The following is a 20937-nucleotide window of genomic DNA, read 5'->3' as shown; positions in this document are numbered from 1 at the left end:
AGGGGGCAATCATCATGAAATTTTTGTCTTACCTTACAGTAATTTTGGTGATTCTTGGCGGTTTGAATTGGTTATTTGTGGCGTTAGATTACAATGTAGTTGAGAAATGGTTTGGTTCTATGCCGGCGCTTGTGGACACTATTTATTGGCTCATTGGTCTTTCTGCTATTTATCAAATTTTTGATCGGTTCTTTACGGACAATTAGCAATTATACTTTATTACTAGAGTGTTAAGTACGATTATGTACTTAACACTTTTTTATATGTTTATAAAAAAAGTTTACACATGCAAGCGATTCCATTGCTTCTTGCGCCGTAATACTAGAAAAGAAATTGACCGTGTCTTGTATTGTGGGTTATAATTCAGAAAGTTTAAAAAATATTAAAATGAGAAATAGGGAGGTCATCTGGGTGATGGAAAGAGTGTATAATTTTTCAGCAGGACCATCAATACTCCCTTTGCCAGTTTTAGAGAAAGTGCAAAAGGAGCTTGTAAATTATAACGGGACAGGCATGTCTATTATGGAAATGAGTCATCGATCTTCTTATTTTCAAAGTATTATAGATGAAGCGGGTAGCTTGCTTCGTGAATTAATGAACATTCCTGATGAGTATGAAGTATTGTTTTTACAAGGCGGTGCGTCATTACAATTTTCTATGATACCGCTGAATGTAATGAATACGTATAAAAAAGCAGGATATATATTGACTGGCTCATGGTCTAAAAAGGCGATGCAAGAAGCTGAAAAAGTAGGAGAAGTACAAGTGATTGCTTCTTCTGAAAATGAGAAGTTTACTACAATTCCTAGACTGGATGGTTTACTAGGCGATGAAAAACTAGATTATGTACATATTACAACGAACAATACAATTGAAGGAACGAAATATGTGGAAGTTCCACATGTAGATAAAGTACCGCTTGTTGCGGATATGTCCTCAAATATTTTATCAGAACGATATGATGTTTCGAAGTTTGGTCTTATATATGCGGGAGCGCAAAAGAATTTAGGGCCAGCAGGCTTAACGATTGCAATTATAAAAAGAGATTTAATTGGGGGAGCAGATCGCTCTTGTCCTACGATGTTAAACTATGAAACTTACAGTAAAAATAACTCCTTATACAATACACCGCCGTCCTTTAGTATTTACGTAACGAAACTTGTATTAGAGTGGCTGAAAGAGCAAGGCGGGGTATCTGCGATTGAAGAACAAAATAAAATGAAATCTTCACTACTTTACAATTTCTTAGATGAATCAAAATTGTTTACTTCACCGGTTGATCCTACGTATCGATCACTTATGAACATTCCGTTTACAACGCCGTCAGAAGAGCTGAACAGTGAGTTTCTACAAAAAGCGAAAGAGCGTGGTTTTGTTACGCTAAAAGGACATCGATCAGTCGGTGGTATGCGCGCTAGTATTTACAATGCGATGCCAGCAGAAGGCGTACAGCAATTAGTAAATTATATGAAGGAATTTGAGCTTGAGAATAGATAGGGAGATGGGGATATGTTTCGTGTTCAAACGTTAAATCAAATTGCAGAAAAAGGTTTGCAAGTACTTAGCGGAGAGCGCTATGAAGTAGGGGAGAGAATGGATCACCCAGACGGTATTTTACTTCGCAGTTATTCTTTACATCAAGAAGAATTTTCAAAAGACTTAAAGGCGATTGCGAGAGCTGGTGCAGGTGTAAATAATATTCCTGTCGAGCGATGTACAGAAAAAGGGATTGTAGTATTTAATACGCCAGGAGCGAATGCTAATGCAGTAAAGGAACTTATTATTGCAAGTCTTATTATGTCTTCACGTAACATTATTAACGGAGTAAGCTGGACGAAAAATTTAGAAGGGGAAGAAGTACCGCAGCTTGTTGAATCTGGAAAGAAACAATTTGTTGGATCTGAAATTGCGGGGAAACGTCTAGGGGTTATCGGCCTTGGCGCAATCGGTGCTTTAGTTGCGAACGATGCGTTAGCTTTAGGGATGGACGTTGTCGGATACGATCCTTACATTTCAGTTGAAACAGCATGGCGCCTTTCTACACATGTGCAAAGAGCATTTAGTTTAGATGAAATTTTTGCAACGTGTGATTATATTACCCTTCATATTCCTCTTACGAATCAAACGAAGGGGATTATTGGTGAACACGCTATAGAGAAAATGAAAAAAGGAATGCGTTTATTCAATTTCTCTAGAGGAGAACTTGTAGATGAAAAGGTTCTTCAAAAAGCGTTAGAAGAAGACATTATTGCACATTACGTAACGGACTTCCCCAATGAAAATGTAATAAAGATGAAAAATGTAACTGCGACGCCTCACCTTGGTGCATCTACATCTGAATCAGAAGAAAATTGTGCGATCATGGCAGCGCGTCAATTACGTGAATATTTAGAGACAGGAAATATTCGTAATTCAGTCAACTATCCAAACGTAGAATTGCCGTATATCGGAAAGAAACGTATTACAATCATGCATCAAAATGTACCGAACATGGTAGGACAAATTACAGGATGTTTAGCAGAACATCATATTAATATTGCAGATATGATTAATCGTAGTAAACATTCTTGGGCGTACACGATGATTGATATTGATAACGGAATTGATGATATAATAAAAGAGAACATTGTGGAAAATATAAGCAAAATTACAGGTGTTGTAGCCGTTCGAATGATTGTGTAAAGGAGAGAGGAACTTGGCAAAAATCCGACCGTTTCGGGCCATTCGTCCAGTAGAAGAAAAAGCAGCGGAAGTTGCAGCTTTACCGTATGACGTATTAAATAGTGAAGAGGCAAGAGAGGTTGTAAAAGGGAATCCGTATTCTTTCTTGCACGTTGATAAAGCAGAAATTGATTTAGACCCAGCGCTTTCACCGTACGATGATCGCGTATATGAAAAAGCGGGTGAAAGTTTAAATCGTTTTATACGAGAAGAAGTGTTCATACAAGACGAAGAGCCAGCACTATACATTTATGAACTGACGATGCAAGGAAGAACGCAGTCAGGCCTTGTCGTTTGTACATCTATTGATGAGTATGAAGACGATACAATTAAAAAACATGAAAGAACGCGTCATGAAAAAGAACTAGATCGTATTCGTCACGTAGATGTGTGTGACGCAAATACAGGTCCTATCTTTTTAACATATCGTACAAAAGAAGAAGTGAAACGTTTCATCGCAAGCTGGAAAGAAGAACATGCGCCAATCTATACATTTACAGCAGAAGACGGCGTTAGGCATGTTGCTTGGAAAATAGCTGATGAAGAAGTAATTACAAGTTTAGTAAACTTATTTGAAGATATCCCTAACTTGTACATTGCAGACGGACACCACCGCTCCGCGTCAGCCGCAAAAGTAGGACTTATGCGAAGAGAACAATATCCGAATTACACAGGAGAAGAAGAGTTTAATTTCTTCCTATCAGTTTTATTCCCTCATGATGAATTATCTATTTGGGACTATAACCGAGTTGTAAAAGATTTAAATGGATTATCAGAAGAACAGTTTTTAAAGCAAATCACGCAATACTTTTATGTAGAAGAAGCATCTGTTTCTCCGTATAAACCAAATGAGCCAAAAACATTTGGCATGTATGTAAACGAGAAGTGGTATAAGCTCACAGTGAAAGAGGAAACGTTTGATGCGAACGACCTTGTAAAAGGTTTAGATGTATCTATTCTGCAAGATCATTTATTAAGCCAAGTACTTGAAATACATGATCCGCGATCTGATTCACGCATTGATTTTGTCGGAGGAATCCGCGGATTAGAAGAACTAGAACGCCTTGTAAATAACGGCGAATATAAAGCAGCGTTCTCACTATATCCGACATCAATGGAATCTTTATTAGCAATCGCAGACGCTGGAGAAGTTATGCCACCAAAATCAACGTGGTTTGAACCGAAACTGCGTAGTGGGTTGTTTGTACATTCTTTAAAATAAATATAGACTTCATTAGTTTGAAAAACCGAAATGATTTTAGTTTCGGTTTTTCTTATTTTAAAAGAGTTTTTGAGGAGGGGGGACTAATGAAATTGCAAGCAGGCGAAAAAATTACCTTTGAACGAACTTTAAGGACATTCCTAGTATTACAAGAAATGTCCTTTCCACTAAAGTATAGGGTATTTCGCTAAAATTCAAACTCTAAAATTAGTTTACTAGTTTGACCTGCAAACTGATAATGATAGGACCCTCTCAGACTTTCTAAGTTACCGGTAGCTTTAATAATTGTTCCTGGGGAATCTAAATTTCCTTTATCAAATATTCCTTGCTCTATAGCTGTAAATGTCCCATGCTGCCCCTTATAAATTCCTTCAAAGTGTAAAAATCCAGAAATTTTAGCAGTAGCTAAGTGACCATCATTTATATTTGAGTCTAAATAATATAATAAGTATTCAACAAAAGCTTTTCCTTTTAATTCACCATCAATATCATATTCGACATGTGCAATATTAATAGGGAAATCTTTTTTAGTATCATCGATTGGTTTTTCATCCCATTTACTTACTGTAAATGTTACTTCCATACACGTAAATCCCCCTTTATCATTAGATAAGTAATCTCCATATCATTTAAAAGTACCAATTCACAGTTATATCTCGTAGGAGTGTTTTTATTCATTCCACACCACTCTCCAAAATAGAGAAAGATCCATTTTCACAATCAATTTCTGCCATCGAGCCGTAAGGTAAAATAAACTTCGGTTCAGTATGACCAAAATTCAAATTATAAAGAATTGGCAAATCTTCTAAGTTATGTTCTTTCATAACTTGCAGTATTTCATGTTTATATTCTTCATAATACATTTCGTCTTTCGGTTTACCAAAAATGATGCCCTTGGCTTTTTGGAGAATACCTTGCGCTGCATAATTTCGTAACCAATACTTTATATAACTTGGTTCTGGATGGTCTTCAGAAGTTTCAAAGAAGAGAATGCTATCTTCCCAATGTTTTTTCTCAGGCCAAAGCTCCGTTCCTTTTGCAAATTCCAATACTTCTATACAACCACCAATTAAACGTCCTTGTACAGTGGTAGAGCCTTGGAGTAGCTCATATCCATTGTTTTGCTGCATCGTACGTCTTGTATCTTTATTTATCTCTATCCATTCTAAACGCTCACTTGTCCATTCAGGAGCTGGTTGGATTTCGCCAATCATTTCATTGGAAAAGAGAGTTCGATTTACCATTTCAACCGTATATGGATCCATCTCTACATTTTCAGCAAAGTCGGTCAAAATTGCTGGACCGTAAAAAGAGGAAAGACCTGCTTTATGACAAAATAAATGTGAAATGGTAACGTCAGAGTATCCCATAAAAATTTTCGGATTTTCACGTATTGCATTAAAATCTATATAGGGAAGTAGGCGAATGCTATCTTGACCGCCAATATTAGCAATAATTGCTTTCACGCGCGTATCTTGAAATGCTGTCATTAAATCTTCCGCACGAGCCTGTGGGTTGTTATAAATGAATTCGCTACCTTTTAAACTATTCGGCATTGGAACAACCGTAAGACCGAAAACTTCTTCTAATCTCTTTACTCCTTGCTCATATCGCCATCTTATTTCAGAATCACCTGCGCCTCCCCATGAAGGACTTACTGTTGCTACAATATCACCTGGCTGTAATCTCTTTGGTTTTATTAACATATGAATTCCGCCCCTACATAATGTAATGAAATACGATTATACAAACCGTAGCATTGAAAAATATGATGCATGTCATTAGTTTCTTCATCATCAATCCGTTTACCTGCTGGGATTCAAGAATTCAGTCTTAGTGTTGAATTGCATTTGAAAATCACAGTATGCATCATTGCATAAGAAAGAGGGTTGCTATTTTCTATAACCTGTAACTATAATAGTTGCAGGTTGGTCGTATCCAATCAAAAATAAAATCATCATGAATGGAGATGTTTCATAATGGGTATGAAAAAAATAATTTTAGCAGGTGCTTTAGGAATCGCAGCATTATCAGGAACGAATGTACCAGGATTAGAAGTAACAAAAGCGAGTGCAGCTTCTATTGAATCGAATCTCTCGACGTTAGAAGGACGAGTAGTAGAAGTAGATAATGGTGTAATTGTTGTAAAATCTAAGCAATACGAAGAACCTGTTAGTGTATATATAGATTCATTTTCAAATGTGAAAGTAGGAGATGAAGTAAAAGCTACTGGATCTATGATGCGTAATTTTACAGAATATATGGTTGCAACTGCAATTGAAAATACAACAAACAAGTTAGGTATGCACATGAAAGAAGATGGCTCACCTGATTATGTAATTGGGGAAGTATCAAAAGTAGGAACAGACGGTGCTACTAAATATGTTGTAGTTGAGTATCCATCGCTAAACGGGAAGAAAGTTATTATTGATGTTTTCTTAACAAAGGGGCAAGTGTTTAAAGCGGGGGAGAAAGTAAAAATTGATATGAAGTATGTAGGCTGGGGCGGAAGTTCTATTAATTGGAACACAGTTGATCATATCGAAAAAGTTCATGAGGTAAAGAGCAACGTTGAAAATAATGATGATGTTTGGATTTGGTCTTAATTAGACACCTGTAAATAATAAATGGATTATGCAGTACCTAGCAAATGGTCATACACATGACTATTTGCTAGGTGCTTTTTTGTTTTGTATTTTTTGAGAATAAGGGATTCCTAACTAGAATATGATGTTTAAATCGGAGCGAATTTAAAAAATACAATAATGAAAGAGGTGTTTACATATGGAGCGAGATGAGAATTATTTACGAGCTAAAAAAAGAGTGGAGAATTTAAAAGCGTTTTACATTCATTTAACGGTCTATATACTAGTGAACTTAATGCTTTTTTTCATAAATATAAGTTCTGATTCAAGTAAATTATGGTTTTTATATCCACTTGCAGGTTGGGGAATCGGAATTGTTATACACGCTTTGACAACTTTTCCAGTTGGCATATTCGGAAAAGAGTGGGAAGAACGAAAGATTAAAGAGTATATGGAGAAAGATAAGTAAATTTATTTGGATTATTCTATTTTCAAAATGAGATACAAAGCAGTAAAGTTTGCTGTTCATAGTAAAGACCTTACGGAGGATTTTCATTCATTTTAAATCAACAAAGATGCGAAGTCATAGAATAGACTTCGCATCTTTGTTTTTTTCTGTTTAGTAGGATCAATGAGTCCTTTTCGTATTCACATAAGAGGCTAATATAACATGCTCACTGATAATAATAGGAAAGATGTTTTTGTAAACGAGATAATAGCGATGGAGAAGTGAATAAATTTATCGCTACACCTCTAAAATGAATTCATGTACATTCTATAAATCGTTGAGCTCTTTTAGAAAGCTTTCGATCTTTCAGCCATATAATTGATGATTCAGACTCATAAGGAAAATCTATTAAATCAACTATTTTTATTAATTCTTGCGGAATATGAGATACAGCACTTTTGGGCAAGATAGACGCTCCAACTCCAGTCATGATAAGCATAAGAATAAATGCGGAGTCAGGACATTCACATGCGATGTTTAATTGAATACCGAGGTGCTTGCATTCATCGATGACGAGCTGATGATAGCTGTTTTCTTTATCTTTATGTAAAAGTAAAAGGGGAATATGACTTAATTCGGTTAGAGGAATTGGAAGCTGTGAGTGATATAGTTCCCATTTAGCAGGCATGACTAATACGAAAGGTTCTTTTGATAAACAAATGCTAGAAAAAACATCTTTATTAAAAGGTGTACGCAAGATAGCAAGTTCGATATACCGATTTTCTAATTGCTCTATTAAGTAAAAAGGGCCACCTTCCCATATTTTTAAGTTCACATTTGGATAGTTATCTTGAAAATAGCGGATTTTTTCAGAGAGAAACGGAATGCAAGAATGAAATGCTCCAATAGATAGATTCCCCCTTAGTCCTTCACCGGTATCTTTAATTTCCGTAATAGTTTCTTCTAATTGATCAATAATGTTTTTTGCTTTCGTATATAAAATTTTTCCTTCTTCAGTCAAATGCATATTTCGGCCGTTTCTTTCAAATAAGTTTACTGATAATTCTTGTTCTAGTAGCGATAGTTGCCTACTTAGAGGTGGCTGTGCCATATGAAGTCGGTGGGCAGCACGGGTAAGCTGTTTTTCTTCAGCGATTACAATAAAGTAACGAAGTTTTCTTATATCCATGTCAAAGTCCCTTTCTATACCATTTTTGTATGGGAAAACAACCTTATAGATAGTTTTCATATAATCTCCCACATGATATCATAAACAAAAAGTTTTAAAAATAGAAAATTCTAAAAATTTAAAATAATGTTCAGAAAAGTAATAACTTGAAAATAGATCGAATCGTTTTGAGGGGGGGATTTTGATGAAAGTCTCGTTATTTATTACTTGTTTATCAGATGTGTTTTTTCCTGAAGTAGGTAAAAGTGTCGTAGAAATTATGAAGCAATGTGGAGTGGAGCTAGATTTTCCTGAAGGACAGACTTGTTGCGGACAACCAGCTTACAATAGTGGATATCAAGAAGATGCAAAACTAGCAGCAAAGCAAATGATCAAAGCATTTGAACGTAGTGAATATATTGTGACGCCTTCAGGCTCTTGCGCTAGCATGGTTCATCATTATTATAAAGAGATGTTTAAAGGTGATAGTGAATGGTATGAAAAAGCGGTTTATTTAGCGGACAGAACGTATGAGTTGACGGACTTTTTAGTGAATGTACTTGGGAAAAATGATTGGAAATCTAAGTTGAATGAGAAAGCTGTTTTCCATCAATCTTGTCATATGAGTCGGGCGCTCGGGATTAAAGAGGAACCACTGAAGTTATTATCGCAAGTAGAAGGTCTAGACGTAATAGAATTACCATATTGTCAAGATTGCTGCGGGTTTGGTGGTACTTTTGCAGTGAAAATGAGTTCGATTTCTGAAACGATGGTTGATGAAAAAATAAAACATATTGAGGCGACAGAAGCAAGTCTCTTAATTGGAGCAGATATGGGATGTCTTATGAATATTGGGGGAAGATTGCGCAGAAAAAATAAAAACATTCAAGTGTTACATGTAGCAGAAGTACTGGCGAAGGGGCTGAATAAATGAGTGTGGCGGGGAAACAAGTTTTTTTGAAAAGAGTAGATAAAGCGTTGCACGATCCGCAGATGAGAAGCGCAGTTCCGTTCACACAAGATAGGCTTCGGATGGGACGGGAACAAGCTACACAGGAATTAGGGAATATAGAAGAATGGCGCGAGGCAGCATCTGAAATTCGGATGCATACAATTAAAAATTTAGATAGTTATTTGGAACAATTAGCTACTAATGTTCGAAAAAATGGAGGGCATGTTCATTTTGCTTTCAAAGCAGAGGATGCCGTATCGTATGTTTCTGAAATCGCAAGAAAAAAAGGAGCGAAATCAGTGATTAAGTCAAAGTCCATGGTTTCAGAAGAAATACACCTTAATAAAAGCTTAGAAGAGATAGGGGTGAAAGTAGTAGAGTCCGATCTTGGGGAGTATATTATTCAACTAGCTGGAGAAACGCCATCCCATTTAATCGCCCCGGCCATTCATAAAACGAAGGAACAAGTAGCGCAGCTTTTTTCTAAGGAAGCAGGAAGAGAGATACCAGTTGATACGAATCAATTACTACAATTTGCTAGGGAGCGATTGCGGAAAGAGTTTTTAGAAGCTGATATTGGTATTTCTGGTTGTAACTTTGCGGTAGCGGAATCTGGATCCGTTGTTCTTATAAGTAATGAAGGAAATGCTCGTCTTACTACGACATTGCCAAAAGTTCATATTGCGATTATGGGGATGGAACGCCTTGTTCCGACATGGAAAGATCTTGATGTAGTCGTTTCAATGTTAACAAGAAGTGCTACAGGCCAAAAGATTACATCTTATGTAACTGGAATTAACGGGGCGCGTTTACATGAAGATATGGATGGACCTGAAGAATTTCATTTAATTATTTTAGATAATGGTCGTTCTGATATGTTAGGAACTGCTTATGAAGAAGTATTAAAGTGTATAAGATGCGGAGCTTGTGTAAATGTTTGTCCTGTGTATCGTAATATTGGGGGGCATGCTTATGGAAGTGTTTATAGCGGGCCAATTGGGGCAGTACTTGCACCTTTATTAGAAGGATATGAAGAATTAAAAGAATTACCTTTTGCATCAAGTTTGTGCGGAGCGTGTACAGATGTTTGCCCTGTGAAAATTCCATTACATGACCTTCTTATTAAGCATCGTAAAGATATTGTGGAACAAGGGTTTATAACGAAATTTGAACAACTGGCTTTTAAAGGTTTCACGTTTATGGCGAGCCATCCGTTCGTTTATGAGAAAACTATTAAAATGGCACATACAGGTTTATCGATCTTTGCAAAAGATGGATATATTGCGAATGGTCCTGGCCCATTAAAAGGGTGGACAGAAAGTAGAGATTTTCCAAAACCTGCGAAACAATCGTTCCGTGATTGGTGGAAAAAAGAAAAGAGGGATTCATAATATGAATACGGATGTACAACAATCTTTTTTAAACAATATCGCACGGAAACTAAACCGAGAACGTCGCTCGGGAGTCACTCCTCCCAGGTGGAAAAACAATCCACTCAGCCGCTTTCCTAAAGAAATGGATCACAAAAGTTTAATAGAGCAGTTTATTGCAAACTTGCATACGTTACATACAGAAGTAAGTCATATATACCGTTCAGAAATAGAGAGTGCACTTCAGTACGTTGTATATAAATTTAATGTTCAATCTGCGGTGTATTGGGATGATGATAGATTACATCAACTTGAAATAGGAAAGCATTTAACAGGAAATTTCGTTTCTCATCGAATTTGGCAAAGTAAAGAAGAGGAAAGAGAACTACGGGATTATGCAGCTCAAGTGGATATGGGAATTACATATGCCGAAATGGGACTCGCTGAGACTGGAACCGTTGTTTTATGGAATGGTGGTGGACGCGGACGTTTAGTTAGCGTTTTGCCAGCAGTTTATGTAGCGATTCTCTCAGAACATACAATTTATAGACGGTTAACAGAAGGAGTAACTAGAATTCATGAACAAGTTTCGAACGGATTACCTGCCTGTATTAATTTTATTACTGGGCCTAGCCGGACAGGTGATATTGAGATGGAATTAGCCTTTGGAGTTCATGGCCCTGGAAAGGTCCATGTCATTCTATTAAAGGATTAGAGAGACAAACAAAAGAATGCGAGGGGAGTGGGAATTTTGATGAAGAATAAATTTCGTTATTATGTCTTTACAATGCTCACGTTTATTACGATGGTGAATTATATTGATCGAGGGGCCATCGCTTATGCGCAGTCTTTTATTATAAAAGAATATGGCTTTGACCCGAAGGAGTGGGGCGCTATATTAGGCTATTTTGGTTACGGTTACATGATTGGTTCTTTATTAGGAGGTATTTTTTCAGATAAAAAAGGACCGAAATTTGTATGGATCGTAGCGGCAACAGCTTGGTCTATTTTTGAAATTGCGACCGCTTTTGCTGGAGAAATAGGGATTGCTGTTTTTGGAGGGTCTGCTTTAATAGGATTTGCTATTTTCCGCGTTTTATTTGGATTAACAGAAGGGCCATCTTTTGCGGTTTCGAATAAGACAGCAGCAAACTGGGCAGCTCCAAAAGAAAGAGCCTTTCTAACGTCCCTTGGTTTTGTTGGCGTTCCGTTAGGGGCAGTATTAACAGCACCTGTAGCGGTTCTGTTGCTATCTTTCACTAGTTGGAAAATCATGTTTTTTATCCTCGGTACAATAGGGATTGTATGGGCGATTATTTGGTATTTTACTTTTACGAATATGCCTGAGGATCATCCACGAGTGACAAAAGAAGAATTAGCTGAAATACGAAGTACGGAAGGTGTGCTTCAATCAATAAAAGTAGAGAAAGAAATTCCAAAAGAGCCATGGTACTCCTTTTTTAAAGTTCCGACATTCGTTATGGTTACGATAGCATATTTTTGCTTCCAATATATCAATTTTTTAATATTAACTTGGACACCAAAATACTTGCAAGATGTATTCCATTTTCAATTATCTTCCCTTTGGTATCTTGGGATGATTCCTTGGCTTGGAGCTTGTATCACATTGCCGCTAGGGGCGAAGCTTTCTGATCGTATTTTACGTAAAACAGGAAACCTTCGTTTAGCTCGTACCGGGTTACCGATTATTGCTTTATTACTGACAGCAATTTGTTTTAGCTTCATTCCAGCGATGAACAATTACGTAGCTGTATTAGCGCTTATGTCGCTTGGAAATGCGTTTGCTTTTTTACCGAGTTCCTTATTTTGGGCAATTATTGTCGATACAGCTCCTGCTTACTCAGGAACATATAGTGGAATTATGCATTTCATCGCTAATATTGCGACAATTTTAGCCCCGACTTTAACTGGATACTTAGTTGTAAGTTATGGTTACCCTTCAATGTTTATCGTAGCTGCCGTTTTGGCCGCTACTGCAATGGGGGCAATGTTGTTCGTAAAACCAGGGCAACAAACGAAGACGGAAAGCTTATTTAACTGGAGAGGTAAGAAGCGGTTAGAGGAACCTCGTGCTAATTTTGAATGAGTAGGGTAAAAAAATGAGTTGTATGCATTTGAAGTGAATCCGAATGGTGGTATATGAAAAAACTCCTGAATTCGCATACTAAGTATGCAAATTTAATGGAGTTTTTTTCATTACGCGGAAGAAATAAAGCGAAATGATCAACAACGTACAGAAGTATAAAATGACATATAAATCTCTGTGATCAAATATTTGATGCGAAGTGTATTCTATAGCTTTGTACTCGAAGTATGTGCGAATGAGTGTTCCTATTCACTTTTCAGCGTAAATAGCATGCGAAATCAAAACTTTACTTGTAGTACATAATAAATACAGTTGTTACCCTTTTTAAATTACATGTAGATATAGGATAAAGTTGATGTATCATCCTATATGAAAATAAAAATAAACTACTGTTCGATTTGAATATTCCACGATATAATGGTGAGAGTTTATATCTGAAGAAATATTTGCATAAGAAGTGAGGTACTATATGAAAAAAAGAACGACAGACATTATTTTTATTATTATTGGTGCATTCCTTTTTGCTTTAGGTGTTAATTTATTTGTTATTCCGAACGAATTCGGTGAGGGTGGGGTAACAGGTATCACAATTATTACGTACTACTTATTTGAGTGGTCACCAGGTTTAGTCAATTTAATTTTAAATGCGATTTTGTTAATAGTCGGTTATAAATTTTTAAATAAAATCACAACGATTTATACGATTATCGCTGTAGTTACGAACTCGCTATTTCTTCATTTAACAGAAGGATGGACGATTGCTTCTGATGAAATGCTCGTAAATGCCATTTTCGGTGGAATATTTATCGGGTGCGGGATTGGTCTCATCATTCGCGTTGGTGGAACGACAGCAGGTACTACCATCTTAGCGAGGATGACACATAAGTACTTAGGTTGGAGCATTAGCTATGGTCTACTGTTCTTCGATTTAATCGTTGCGTTTTCATCTTATTTCATCATTGGTGCAGAAAAACTGATGCTGACAATTATTATGTTATATGTAGGAACGAAAGTAATGGAATTTGTAATTGAAGGGTTAAATCCGAAAAAGGCTATTACGATTATTTCAGATAAACCGGATGAAATTGCCGGGAAGGTAACTTCTTTAATGGGCAGAGGGGTTACCGTGTATTCAGGTCATGGCTATTACACGAAAACGCCGAAGGACATTCTTTATGTTGTTATTAATAAGCAAGAAGTAGTGAAGCTAAAGCGAATTGTTCAAACTACAGATCCGGCTGCGTTCATTGCTATACATGATGTTCGTGACGTATTTGGAGAAGGATTCGTTGATATTTCGAAGGCTTAAAAATTACTTTTCATTAAAATAATCTTAATACTAAAACGTGAGAATCTATTTTGAATAGTCTTTTTTCAAAATAGATTCTTTTTTATTAAACACCATTCACTTTCAGTTCGAACTTTTACATTTTAAAGAAAACTGCCGATAGAACGTTCCAGTCTGTTCTTTAATTTTGAAATGTGAGAGTTGAATAACAATGGATTATATGTGATTTTTTAATCTACTCCCCATGAGTTCCGCCATTTGTTTTGCATCTGGATTTTCTTCATCGTACAATTTCTCAATAATGTTAATATAATCCGTCTCATTTCGATTTTGGCTTAATTTATATGCAGCCTGGATGTCTTCCACCTTAATTTTAAATCCAATTATACCTTTCAGTTCATTTTCTAAGAGAGTGGGGGAAAGTTTATCCCATAATACTGGATTTTCACGATGCTCTTCATATTTTTTCAGCAGTGTTGTTAATTCATCTATTAATTCCTCTTTATCTAAAATACTTGCTTTACCATATATATGGACAGCTTGATAATTCCATGTTGGAACTTCTTCATTTTCATACCAAGAAGAAGAGATATAAGAGTGCGATCCCTGAAACATTACAAGAACATCCTCACAAGTTTCAAATGTTCTCCACTGGGGGTTTCCATAAGCCATATGTCCAGTAATAAAATAATCATCACCTTGTTTAGTTAACCTAAAAGGTAAATGAGTTGCGATTGGCTTCTCTTTTTTGGTTGTGACGATTGTTCCAAAAGAGTTTTTTTGAACAAACTCCCAAATTTCATCAACATTTGTGCCTTTAAAATATTTTGGAATATACATAGTAGCCCACCTCTCAAAAAAGTTATATGAGTGTTTTAATCATTATAAGGTCAACTTGTTCGTCATCGCTCATGTAAAAGGAGTGAGAGCCAGCTTGTACAAACCCTAATTTTTTATAAAAAGCAATAGCATTTTCATTTTTCTCCCATACGCCTAGCCAAATATTCTTTTTATTATTTGCTATTGCAATTTCCATAGCGTTATTTAGTAGATATTTGCCAAGACCATGTTTTTGAAAGGAGCTCTTTATATAAATTCTCTCGACTTCAAGTGATTCATCGCCCATTTCTTCAGACTGAGCATCATCAGTATTGATCTTCAGATACCCAGCAATTGCATCGTTGAAGTAGACAAAAAAGAATTGAGAAGAGATATTGGATAATTCTTTTTCTAATTGCTTTAAGTTAAATGCCTTTTCCAAATAATGATGCATATTTTCGGGTGAATTCTGATGTTTAAAAGTCTCATTAAATGTTTCATAACTAATTTCTTGAAGTTTGTGTATATCTTTAAGGGTGCACTTTTCTATATGTGTAGTCATTTGAATAGTTAGCTCCTTTATATAATCAATAATTTCTCTTATTTCCCTTTTTTACAAATTCCCAATCTTTTTCTATATTTTTTCTTACTCTTTGAAGAAGGTTAGAAATAGTTTCCGCTTCTGTTTCCGAAAATCCTTCTAATGCAACAGTATTGGAATAATCATTTTCTCTTTTAATAAAAGGATAGACGTTTTTTCCTTTTTCTGTTGGAAAAAGTTTTTTGATTTTTTTGTTAGATTCATCTTCTTTCTTTTCGATAAATCCATTGATTTCAAGCTTTTTGATGGCACGGGCTGCGGTTGTACGATCTACTTTTATCATCTCAGATAGCTTTTCTTGAATGATTCCTGGGTTTTCACATATTCGCACAAGGTACAAATACTGACCTTTTGTAAGCTCATATTCTTTAAATTCTATATTACTAATAGAATCTAATGCCCTTGCAATCATGCCAATTTCACGAAGAATTTCTTTCATAATGAACTCCTCATCTTTCTTTTTTGTTGCAAATGCAACAATTTGAAGTTACATTTAATATAAAATATTTTTATTGTAAATGCAACAAAAATGACGATAAAGAGGCTGATTAAAATGAAGTATGTTTTTTATGTATTAGGAATTTTAATATTAACCCTTGGTATTTCTTTCACAATACAATCAGATTTTGGCACTTCACCTTTTGATGCACTTTTAGTAGGACTTTCTTTAAATGTGGGGCTTACTGTGGGAAGCTGGGAAATAATAATAGCTTTATTATTAATATGTTGTAATTTGATATTAAAAAGAAAAAGACCAGAGGTACTAGGGTTGTTAACAGCATTCATAACGGGCATTGGTATTGATGTGTGGCTATTTTTATTACGCAATTTAATTACACCTGAAATATGGTACAGTAAAATGATTTATTTTGGAATTGGATTAGTTATTACAGGATTAGGAACTGCAATATATTTACAAACAAATTTTGCTCCCATTCCAATTGACCGATTAACATTAATCATACAAGAATTAACGAGAACGAATATCTTTATATCACGAACATTTATTTACCTTATATTCTTAATAATGGCAACGATTTTACATGGACCAATTGGTGTTGGAACTATATTAACTGTTTGTTTAGGTGGGCTAATACTGAATTTATTTATGCCACTTACTAAAAAAGTAATAGATCACTTATTCGTACACCAGAGTACTTCATTAAATTATAAGAAAAATAAAACAGCTGACCACAATGATAAGAAACGTATCTTCTAAGGAATCCTTTTCTTTTTCTTGCAAAAAAACCAATTGTTTCTTAATGTAGTGATGTAGAAGGATGAACGAGAGAGGGTTTAATGAAGATGATACATATTTTATTAGCTGATGATGATAAGCATATTAGAGAGTTATTGCATTACCATTTACAAAAAGAGGGGTTTACAGTTTTTGAAGCGGAAGACGGAAAGGTAGCGCAAGAAGTACTAGAGAAGGAAAATATTCATCTTGCGATCGTGGACATTATGATGCCGTTCGTTGATGGCTATACGTTATGTGAAGAAATTCGGAAGTATCATGATATTCCTGTTATTTTATTAACAGCAAAGGATCAGTTAGTCGATAAAGAGAAAGGATTCATTTCTGGTACGGACGATTATATCGTAAAACCATTTGAACCAGCTGAAGTCATTTTCCGTATGAAAGCTTTATTACGCCGTTATCAAATGCTGAGCGCTGACATAATTACACTCCATGGAAGGACAATTGATCGTAAAGGTGTTGAAGTGAAGTGTAACGGCCAGACGATTTTACTTCCGTTAAAGGAATTTGAATTATTATCACAACTAGCTAGTTATCCTGGGAGAACATTTTCAAGAGAAGAGTTAATTGAACTAGTATGGGGAATGGATTTTGAAGGGGATGAACGGACAGTTGATGTTCATGTGAAGCGACTAAGAGATCGTTTCTCAAAACGAACGGATGATTTTCAAATTACGACAGTGCGCGGACTCGGTTATAAGTTGGAGCTGAAATAAGATGAAATCACTATATTCTAGATTTGTATTTATGACAGTCGGTATTATGCTACTTAGTAGTATTATCGGCTTTTTATTAACAAACGTATATTATCAAGTGAAGTTAAAGCCATATAACAGCGAAAAGATTTTAAAGTATGCGGAAGAAGTTAAGTCATTATATGAAAAGCAAAGCGAAGAAAATCAAGAGGCGTACTTACAATCTATTGCGAAGTTAGGGTATGAAATTTACATTGTCGATGATCAAAAGAATGGAAAGCGTATCGGCAATGCGTTTCGTAAGACGTCTATTAGTGATGATACCGTTCATAAAGTATTGCAAGGTGAAACGTTTAATGGTGTTTCTACATATCCGACTCGCCTATTTATTACTGGTTTTTTCGATAATGAATTAATAAATAGTGTTGGTGTCCCGGTAAAACACGGTGATAAACAGTACGCTTTATTTATTCGTCCTGACATTCAGAACCAATTTGGCGAAATGCGAATTTTCTTAGCGGTATTACTTGGGTTTATCGTACTATTAAGTATTATCTTTATAGCGATTGCAGCAGGTTACATCGTTCGTCCCATTCGTAAATTTACGAAGGCTACGCAAAAAATTGCGAGTGGTGAATATGAAATCGAATTAGATGTAAAACGAAAAGATGAAATAGGAACGTTATCTACAAGCTTCCAAAAAATGACGAAAAGTATAAAAGAATTAGATGAAATGAGACAAGAATTTGTTTCGAACGTTTCACATGAATTCCAGTCGCCGCTTTCTTCTATACAAGGTTTTTCGAAAACGTTGCAAACAGAAAAGATGAGCATGGAAGAAAGAAATCATTACTTACAAATTATTGAAGGTGAAAGTAAGCGAATGTCTAGTTTATGTAAACAGTTACTTACGCTCGCTTCATTAGATAAAGAAGAGAAAGTGTTACAAATAAAAGAATTCAATTTGCAGAAGCAAATTAAAGACGTCATTTTTATGCTCGAATGGAAATGGCGTGAAAAAGATATCGCCGTTGAATTTGATGTGCCGGATATCGTCATAAAAGGTGACGAAAACCTTCTTCATCAAGTATGGAGTAACATTTTCACGAATAGTATTAAGTTTTCAAACGATGGTGGGACCGTTGAGTTTTTTGTCGAAGAGTTAGAGTCTAGCGTTATCATCTCTATATCCGATAACGGAATCGGTATGGAGCAAGAAGAAATGGATCGTATTTTTGATCGTTTTTACAAGGTGGATACAGCAAGGGCAAGAAATGTAGAAGGTAGCGGTTTAGGATTATCGATCGTGCAAAAGATTGTGGAACTGCATAACGGAAACGTTTCAGTTTATAGCACGAAAGGGGAAGGGACGACCGTTCGGGTGGAACTTCCTAAATAGATGGAAGAGGCTGTTTGGAAACGGCCTCTTCTTTTTGTATAAAATCGAAAAATCGCTGATATAATTCGAGTTGCGCCGATATATTGTGAAAATCGCCGATATAATTCGAGTTGCGCTGATATATTTGAAAAATCGCCGATATAAATTTCACGTACTCTCATTCCTGTTATAAAGCCGCACCTTTCCCGCGCTCTTCCTTAAACTGCACCCCGAAAGTATCCGCTGTAATTTCATCAGCTTTCGGCAAAGCCCGTAATTTCGGATGAAGTAACCATACGAGAGAAATGAAGAAAATCCCGATGCTAGCGAGCGCGAAAATGAGTTGGCTACTCAATACATTTGCGGTGTATCCGCCAATTAAAGAACCGAACGGCATCGCAATTGTGCCCATACTTCGCATGACAGAGTTGATGCGTCCAATATATTGATTTGGAATTACAATTTGACTAATTGTCGCAAATAATATGTTCGTGGCTCCAATCGGAATCCAAGCTAGGCCGAATAAGAAAATAGACAGCCATTGAAACGGTACAATTGTAGAGAGAAACCAAAAGATAGCGCCAGTTGCAAAGCTAATAATGGAGACGCGGCCAACGTTACGTTTGCCAACCCATGAACTGAATAGTGCTCCAATTAAACTGCCGGCGGATATAGCTGCTAAGAAGAAACCATATGATTTCACGCCGCCTAAAGAATCAGCGAAAGAAGGGAGTATTGCCATCGTCATACCGATTGAAAAATTGGCAACAACGGAACCAATTAAGAAAACGCCCATTAATGAACGGAAGACGATTGAAAACCCTTCTTTTAAATCAGAGAAATATTGTTTCGTTGAAAGTGAGGTGCCCGTTTCGGTTTGCTTTGGCATTTTTAATGAAAAGAACAAAAGGGCAGTAATCGTGAATGTGAAAGAGTCGATTACATATAAAGTGATTGCTCCAAATAGTGCTACTAATATGCCAGAAAGCGTCGTGCAAATTAAATCAATGCCTTGATATGCAAATGAGAAGAGAGAGTTTCCTTTTAACAATTGTGTTTTATGCAGTAGAAGTGGTAAAGCTTTCGATTGTGCGGGATAGGCGAATTGTTCGATAAAGGCTACGATGGGCATGATGATGAGTAGTAGTTGGACTGTTAATAGATCGAAGTAGTGTGTAATAGGAATGATTAATATAAGAATGCATTGCAAAACTTGTGTGATGACGAGGGTGTTTTTAATGGACCATCTATCAACGAATGGACCGGTAAGAAATTGAAGTGCAGAAGGTAATAACGTAAGAAAACCAGCTAATCCAGAATAAAAAGGATTACCACTTAATTTGTATACGAGCCACATCGCCGCTACATAATACAAACTATCTCCTATGTTTGTAAAAATTCTTCCTAAAAATAATAAGAGGAAATTCCGGTTTTTCAATATGTCCATTTAATCTACTCCTTTATAAGAAATTTATTCGGTAAAATAAATTTGACCGTTTATCCGACTTTAATGGGCAGTAAGACCCCCACCTCAAAATGCAGCGAAAGCAAAGAAGTTAGGTGGGGGTCGGGCTGCCCATAAAAGTCCGATTGGTTCAACTAATAATCAGTGGGGGATAAAGAAAACCCCCACTGATTCAAGTTTCACTTTATGTAAAAAAATCGTATTACGATTTTTCTTCTTTTTTAATAAATTGCTGCATTGTTCTCTCAGCGATTTGAAGTGCAGTAGTAGAAATATAATAAGATTTACTATTTGGATCTTTATCCGCGTCTTTGGCGATTTCATTTAATTCAGCCATCAATTCATGAAATTTTTTCACCCATACTTGAAATTGTTCTGGCGTAGCATCAAATTCCCAGCAAGATGAAACATAATTCCAATCAGCAGGGTCTTCGCTTTCTTTTCGTAATGTAAAAGCTTCTTCTGGTGCAGCGAGAATATGGCTTTTCGTTCTTTCTGACATTTGTAAAAAGATTTGGCGGCCGGATTCGCTTACCATTTCTAAATGAGGTAATAGGTCTGCGGCAGGGGTGAAGCCTCTAGCGACAGATTGATAAAACTTTTGAACGATGCCATTCTTTTCTTCTGTATATACAATTTCTATAAAACCATTCTTTTCTAATTCTTTTAAATGATAATGAATTTTAGCCCTTGGAATGCCGAATTTCTCAGATAGTAGTTGCCCTGTATAAGGACGTTCGCATAGACGCATCATCATTTCGACACGTAGTGGATCGCTCATTGCTTTTAGTCGGCTATAAGTAGTAAGTGTGAACATGGGCTTCAAAATGATCAACTCCTTAAATGAAATTACTCGG

At 36.0% G+C, this 20937-nt stretch carries 22 protein-coding genes; 14 read left to right on the top strand and 8 right to left on the bottom strand.

The features are described from left to right. Positions 1 to 14: 14 nt before the first annotated feature. The 4 genes from ACTFRN_RS14415 to ACTFRN_RS14400 all read left to right on the top strand — a co-directional run bounded on the left by ACTFRN_RS14415 (position 15) and on the right by ACTFRN_RS14400 (position 3943). The gene (locus ACTFRN_RS14415; protein ID WP_000670803.1) at positions 15 to 206 is read left to right on the top strand and encodes a DUF378 domain-containing protein; all 192 of its coding nucleotides are present in this window, start codon (positions 15 to 17) and stop codon (positions 204 to 206) included. Between the two features lie 208 nt (positions 207 to 414). Further along, on the top strand, positions 415 to 1497 hold the full coding sequence (gene serC, locus ACTFRN_RS14410) for a 3-phosphoserine/phosphohydroxythreonine transaminase (RefSeq protein WP_014893595.1): 1083 nt from the start codon (positions 415 to 417) through the stop codon (positions 1495 to 1497). A gap of 12 nt (positions 1498 to 1509) precedes the next feature. Further along, complete coding sequence (locus ACTFRN_RS14405; RefSeq protein WP_000490257.1) at positions 1510 to 2682, top strand: 3-phosphoglycerate dehydrogenase family protein; 1173 nt, start codon at positions 1510 to 1512, stop codon at positions 2680 to 2682. 13 nt (positions 2683 to 2695) lie between these two features. Next, entirely contained in the window at positions 2696 to 3943 is a 1248-nt protein-coding gene (locus ACTFRN_RS14400) for a DUF1015 domain-containing protein (protein ID WP_074615517.1), read from the top strand. Positions 3944 to 4130: 187 nt separating this feature from the next. On the opposite strand, the gene ACTFRN_RS14395 is transcribed toward ACTFRN_RS14400, so the two are convergent. Both ACTFRN_RS14395 and ACTFRN_RS14390 read right to left on the bottom strand, forming a co-directional pair. Next, entirely contained in the window at positions 4131 to 4526 is a 396-nt protein-coding gene (locus ACTFRN_RS14395) for a DUF3224 domain-containing protein (protein ID WP_000454096.1), read from the bottom strand. 91 nt (positions 4527 to 4617) lie between these two features. Beyond that, complete coding sequence (locus ACTFRN_RS14390) at positions 4618 to 5649, bottom strand: S66 family peptidase (RefSeq protein ID WP_000905877.1); 1032 nt, start codon at positions 5647 to 5649, stop codon at positions 4618 to 4620. A gap of 273 nt (positions 5650 to 5922) precedes the next feature. Between ACTFRN_RS14390 and ACTFRN_RS14385 the strand changes: the two genes are divergently transcribed. Together ACTFRN_RS14385 and ACTFRN_RS14380 are read left to right on the top strand one after the other, a co-directional pair. Beyond that, positions 5923 to 6549 carry a F0F1 ATP synthase subunit alpha gene (locus ACTFRN_RS14385; RefSeq protein WP_000525502.1) on the top strand — a complete coding sequence of 209 codons (627 nt, stop codon included), beginning with the start codon at positions 5923 to 5925 and terminating at the stop codon, positions 6547 to 6549. A 178-nt stretch (positions 6550 to 6727) separates the two neighbouring features. Continuing rightward, the gene (locus ACTFRN_RS14380; RefSeq protein WP_000438993.1) at positions 6728 to 6997 is read left to right on the top strand and encodes a 2TM domain-containing protein; all 270 of its coding nucleotides are present in this window, start codon (positions 6728 to 6730) and stop codon (positions 6995 to 6997) included. A 295-nt stretch (positions 6998 to 7292) separates the two neighbouring features. On the opposite strand, the gene ACTFRN_RS14375 is transcribed toward ACTFRN_RS14380, so the two are convergent. Further along, positions 7293 to 8165: a LysR family transcriptional regulator gene (locus ACTFRN_RS14375; RefSeq protein WP_000354647.1), complete on the bottom strand. Its 873-nt coding sequence runs from the start codon at positions 8163 to 8165 to the stop codon at positions 7293 to 7295. A gap of 184 nt (positions 8166 to 8349) precedes the next feature. On the opposite strand from ACTFRN_RS14375, the gene ACTFRN_RS14370 reads away from it, so the two are divergent. The 5 genes from ACTFRN_RS14370 to ACTFRN_RS14350 all read left to right on the top strand — a co-directional run bounded on the left by ACTFRN_RS14370 (position 8350) and on the right by ACTFRN_RS14350 (position 13882). Further along, positions 8350 to 9078 (top strand): (Fe-S)-binding protein, encoded by a 729-nt coding sequence (locus ACTFRN_RS14370; protein ID WP_000868782.1) that lies wholly within the window; start codon positions 8350 to 8352, stop codon positions 9076 to 9078. Then, positions 9075 to 10487: a LutB/LldF family L-lactate oxidation iron-sulfur protein gene (locus ACTFRN_RS14365; protein WP_000109351.1), complete on the top strand. Its 1413-nt coding sequence runs from the start codon at positions 9075 to 9077 to the stop codon at positions 10485 to 10487. The genes ACTFRN_RS14370 and ACTFRN_RS14365 overlap by 4 nt, the downstream gene beginning before the upstream one ends. Before the next feature lies 1 nt (position 10488). After that, a complete protein-coding gene (locus ACTFRN_RS14360; RefSeq protein WP_001090806.1) occupies positions 10489 to 11181 on the top strand; it encodes a LutC/YkgG family protein in 693 nt (230 codons plus the stop codon). A gap of 39 nt (positions 11182 to 11220) precedes the next feature. Then, positions 11221 to 12573 carry an MFS transporter gene (locus ACTFRN_RS14355; RefSeq protein WP_014893597.1) on the top strand — a complete coding sequence of 451 codons (1353 nt, stop codon included), beginning with the start codon at positions 11221 to 11223 and terminating at the stop codon, positions 12571 to 12573. 469 nt (positions 12574 to 13042) lie between these two features. Further along, a complete protein-coding gene (locus ACTFRN_RS14350) occupies positions 13043 to 13882 on the top strand; it encodes a YitT family protein (protein ID WP_000747495.1) in 840 nt (279 codons plus the stop codon). Positions 13883 to 14077: 195 nt separating this feature from the next. On the opposite strand, the gene paiB is transcribed toward ACTFRN_RS14350, so the two are convergent. Genes paiB through ACTFRN_RS14335 form a run of 3 tightly spaced genes read right to left on the bottom strand, consistent with a single transcriptional unit; the run spans position 14078 to position 15720 of the window. Beyond that, positions 14078 to 14701, bottom strand: a complete 624-nt coding sequence (gene paiB / locus ACTFRN_RS14345; protein WP_074568161.1) for a protease synthase/sporulation negative transcriptional regulator PaiB — start codon at positions 14699 to 14701, stop codon at positions 14078 to 14080. 22 nt (positions 14702 to 14723) lie between these two features. Further along, entirely contained in the window at positions 14724 to 15242 is a 519-nt protein-coding gene (locus ACTFRN_RS14340; RefSeq protein ID WP_140383369.1) for a GNAT family N-acetyltransferase, read from the bottom strand. A 25-nt stretch (positions 15243 to 15267) separates the two neighbouring features. Further along, the gene (locus tag ACTFRN_RS14335; RefSeq protein WP_000658986.1) at positions 15268 to 15720 is read right to left on the bottom strand and encodes a MarR family winged helix-turn-helix transcriptional regulator; all 453 of its coding nucleotides are present in this window, start codon (positions 15718 to 15720) and stop codon (positions 15268 to 15270) included. A 114-nt stretch (positions 15721 to 15834) separates the two neighbouring features. Between ACTFRN_RS14335 and ACTFRN_RS14330 the strand changes: the two genes are divergently transcribed. The 3 genes from ACTFRN_RS14330 to ACTFRN_RS14320 all read left to right on the top strand — a co-directional run bounded on the left by ACTFRN_RS14330 (position 15835) and on the right by ACTFRN_RS14320 (position 18636). Beyond that, entirely contained in the window at positions 15835 to 16500 is a 666-nt protein-coding gene (locus ACTFRN_RS14330; protein WP_088106701.1) for a YczE/YyaS/YitT family protein, read from the top strand. A gap of 80 nt (positions 16501 to 16580) precedes the next feature. Then, complete coding sequence (locus tag ACTFRN_RS14325) at positions 16581 to 17258, top strand: response regulator transcription factor (protein WP_440038206.1); 678 nt, start codon at positions 16581 to 16583, stop codon at positions 17256 to 17258. Position 17259: 1 nt separating this feature from the next. Next, positions 17260 to 18636, top strand: coding sequence for a sensor histidine kinase (locus ACTFRN_RS14320; RefSeq protein ID WP_000839498.1), 1377 nt, complete (start codon positions 17260 to 17262; stop codon positions 18634 to 18636). A 166-nt stretch (positions 18637 to 18802) separates the two neighbouring features. Here the strand turns inward: ACTFRN_RS14320 and ACTFRN_RS14315 are convergent, their stop codons facing one another. Both ACTFRN_RS14315 and ACTFRN_RS14310 read right to left on the bottom strand, forming a co-directional pair. Continuing rightward, a complete protein-coding gene (locus ACTFRN_RS14315) occupies positions 18803 to 20062 on the bottom strand; it encodes an MFS transporter (protein ID WP_088106700.1) in 1260 nt (419 codons plus the stop codon). 220 nt (positions 20063 to 20282) lie between these two features. Then, positions 20283 to 20906, bottom strand: coding sequence for an ArsR/SmtB family transcription factor (locus ACTFRN_RS14310; protein WP_088106699.1), 624 nt, complete (start codon positions 20904 to 20906; stop codon positions 20283 to 20285). Between the last annotated feature and the right edge of the window lie 31 nt (positions 20907 to 20937).

The organism is Bacillus cereus group sp. MYBK245-2 (genome assembly GCF_051916145.1).
In the GTDB taxonomy this organism is placed as follows: Bacteria; Bacillota; Bacilli; order Bacillales; family Bacillaceae_G; genus Bacillus_A; species Bacillus_A pacificus.
The sequence above is the reverse complement of the archived record's forward strand: the minus strand, read 5'-3'. Positions and strand labels throughout refer to the sequence as shown.

What these genes read in the sequence shown, in the direction of transcription:
- ACTFRN_RS14415 (WP_000670803.1), top strand. Translation starts at nt 15, where the DNA reads ATGAAATTTTTGTCTTACCTTACAGTAATTTTGGTGATTCTTGGCGGT.
- serC (WP_014893595.1), top strand. Translation starts at nt 415, where the DNA reads ATGGAAAGAGTGTATAATTTTTCAGCAGGACCATCAATACTCCCTTTG.
- ACTFRN_RS14405 (WP_000490257.1), top strand. Translation starts at nt 1,510, where the DNA reads ATGTTTCGTGTTCAAACGTTAAATCAAATTGCAGAAAAAGGTTTGCAA.
- ACTFRN_RS14395 (WP_000454096.1), bottom strand. Translation starts at nt 4,526, where the DNA reads ATGGAAGTAACATTTACAGTAAGTAAATGGGATGAAAAACCAATCGAT.
- ACTFRN_RS14390 (WP_000905877.1), bottom strand. Translation starts at nt 5,649, where the DNA reads ATGTTAATAAAACCAAAGAGATTACAGCCAGGTGATATTGTAGCAACA.
- ACTFRN_RS14385 (WP_000525502.1), top strand. Translation starts at nt 5,923, where the DNA reads ATGGGTATGAAAAAAATAATTTTAGCAGGTGCTTTAGGAATCGCAGCA.
- ACTFRN_RS14380 (WP_000438993.1), top strand. Translation starts at nt 6,728, where the DNA reads ATGGAGCGAGATGAGAATTATTTACGAGCTAAAAAAAGAGTGGAGAAT.
- ACTFRN_RS14375 (WP_000354647.1), bottom strand. Translation starts at nt 8,165, where the DNA reads ATGGATATAAGAAAACTTCGTTACTTTATTGTAATCGCTGAAGAAAAA.
- ACTFRN_RS14370 (WP_000868782.1), top strand. Translation starts at nt 8,350, where the DNA reads ATGAAAGTCTCGTTATTTATTACTTGTTTATCAGATGTGTTTTTTCCT.
- ACTFRN_RS14365 (WP_000109351.1), top strand. Translation starts at nt 9,075, where the DNA reads ATGAGTGTGGCGGGGAAACAAGTTTTTTTGAAAAGAGTAGATAAAGCG.
- ACTFRN_RS14360 (WP_001090806.1), top strand. Translation starts at nt 10,489, where the DNA reads ATGAATACGGATGTACAACAATCTTTTTTAAACAATATCGCACGGAAA.
- ACTFRN_RS14355 (WP_014893597.1), top strand. Translation starts at nt 11,221, where the DNA reads ATGAAGAATAAATTTCGTTATTATGTCTTTACAATGCTCACGTTTATT.
- ACTFRN_RS14350 (WP_000747495.1), top strand. Translation starts at nt 13,043, where the DNA reads ATGAAAAAAAGAACGACAGACATTATTTTTATTATTATTGGTGCATTC.
- paiB (WP_074568161.1), bottom strand. Translation starts at nt 14,701, where the DNA reads ATGTATATTCCAAAATATTTTAAAGGCACAAATGTTGATGAAATTTGG.
- ACTFRN_RS14340 (WP_140383369.1), bottom strand. Translation starts at nt 15,242, where the DNA reads ATGACTACACATATAGAAAAGTGCACCCTTAAAGATATACACAAACTT.
- ACTFRN_RS14335 (WP_000658986.1), bottom strand. Translation starts at nt 15,720, where the DNA reads ATGAAAGAAATTCTTCGTGAAATTGGCATGATTGCAAGGGCATTAGAT.
- ACTFRN_RS14330 (WP_088106701.1), top strand. Translation starts at nt 15,835, where the DNA reads ATGAAGTATGTTTTTTATGTATTAGGAATTTTAATATTAACCCTTGGT.
- ACTFRN_RS14325 (WP_440038206.1), top strand. Translation starts at nt 16,581, where the DNA reads ATGAAGATGATACATATTTTATTAGCTGATGATGATAAGCATATTAGA.
- ACTFRN_RS14320 (WP_000839498.1), top strand. Translation starts at nt 17,260, where the DNA reads ATGAAATCACTATATTCTAGATTTGTATTTATGACAGTCGGTATTATG.
- ACTFRN_RS14315 (WP_088106700.1), bottom strand. Translation starts at nt 20,062, where the DNA reads ATGGACATATTGAAAAACCGGAATTTCCTCTTATTATTTTTAGGAAGA.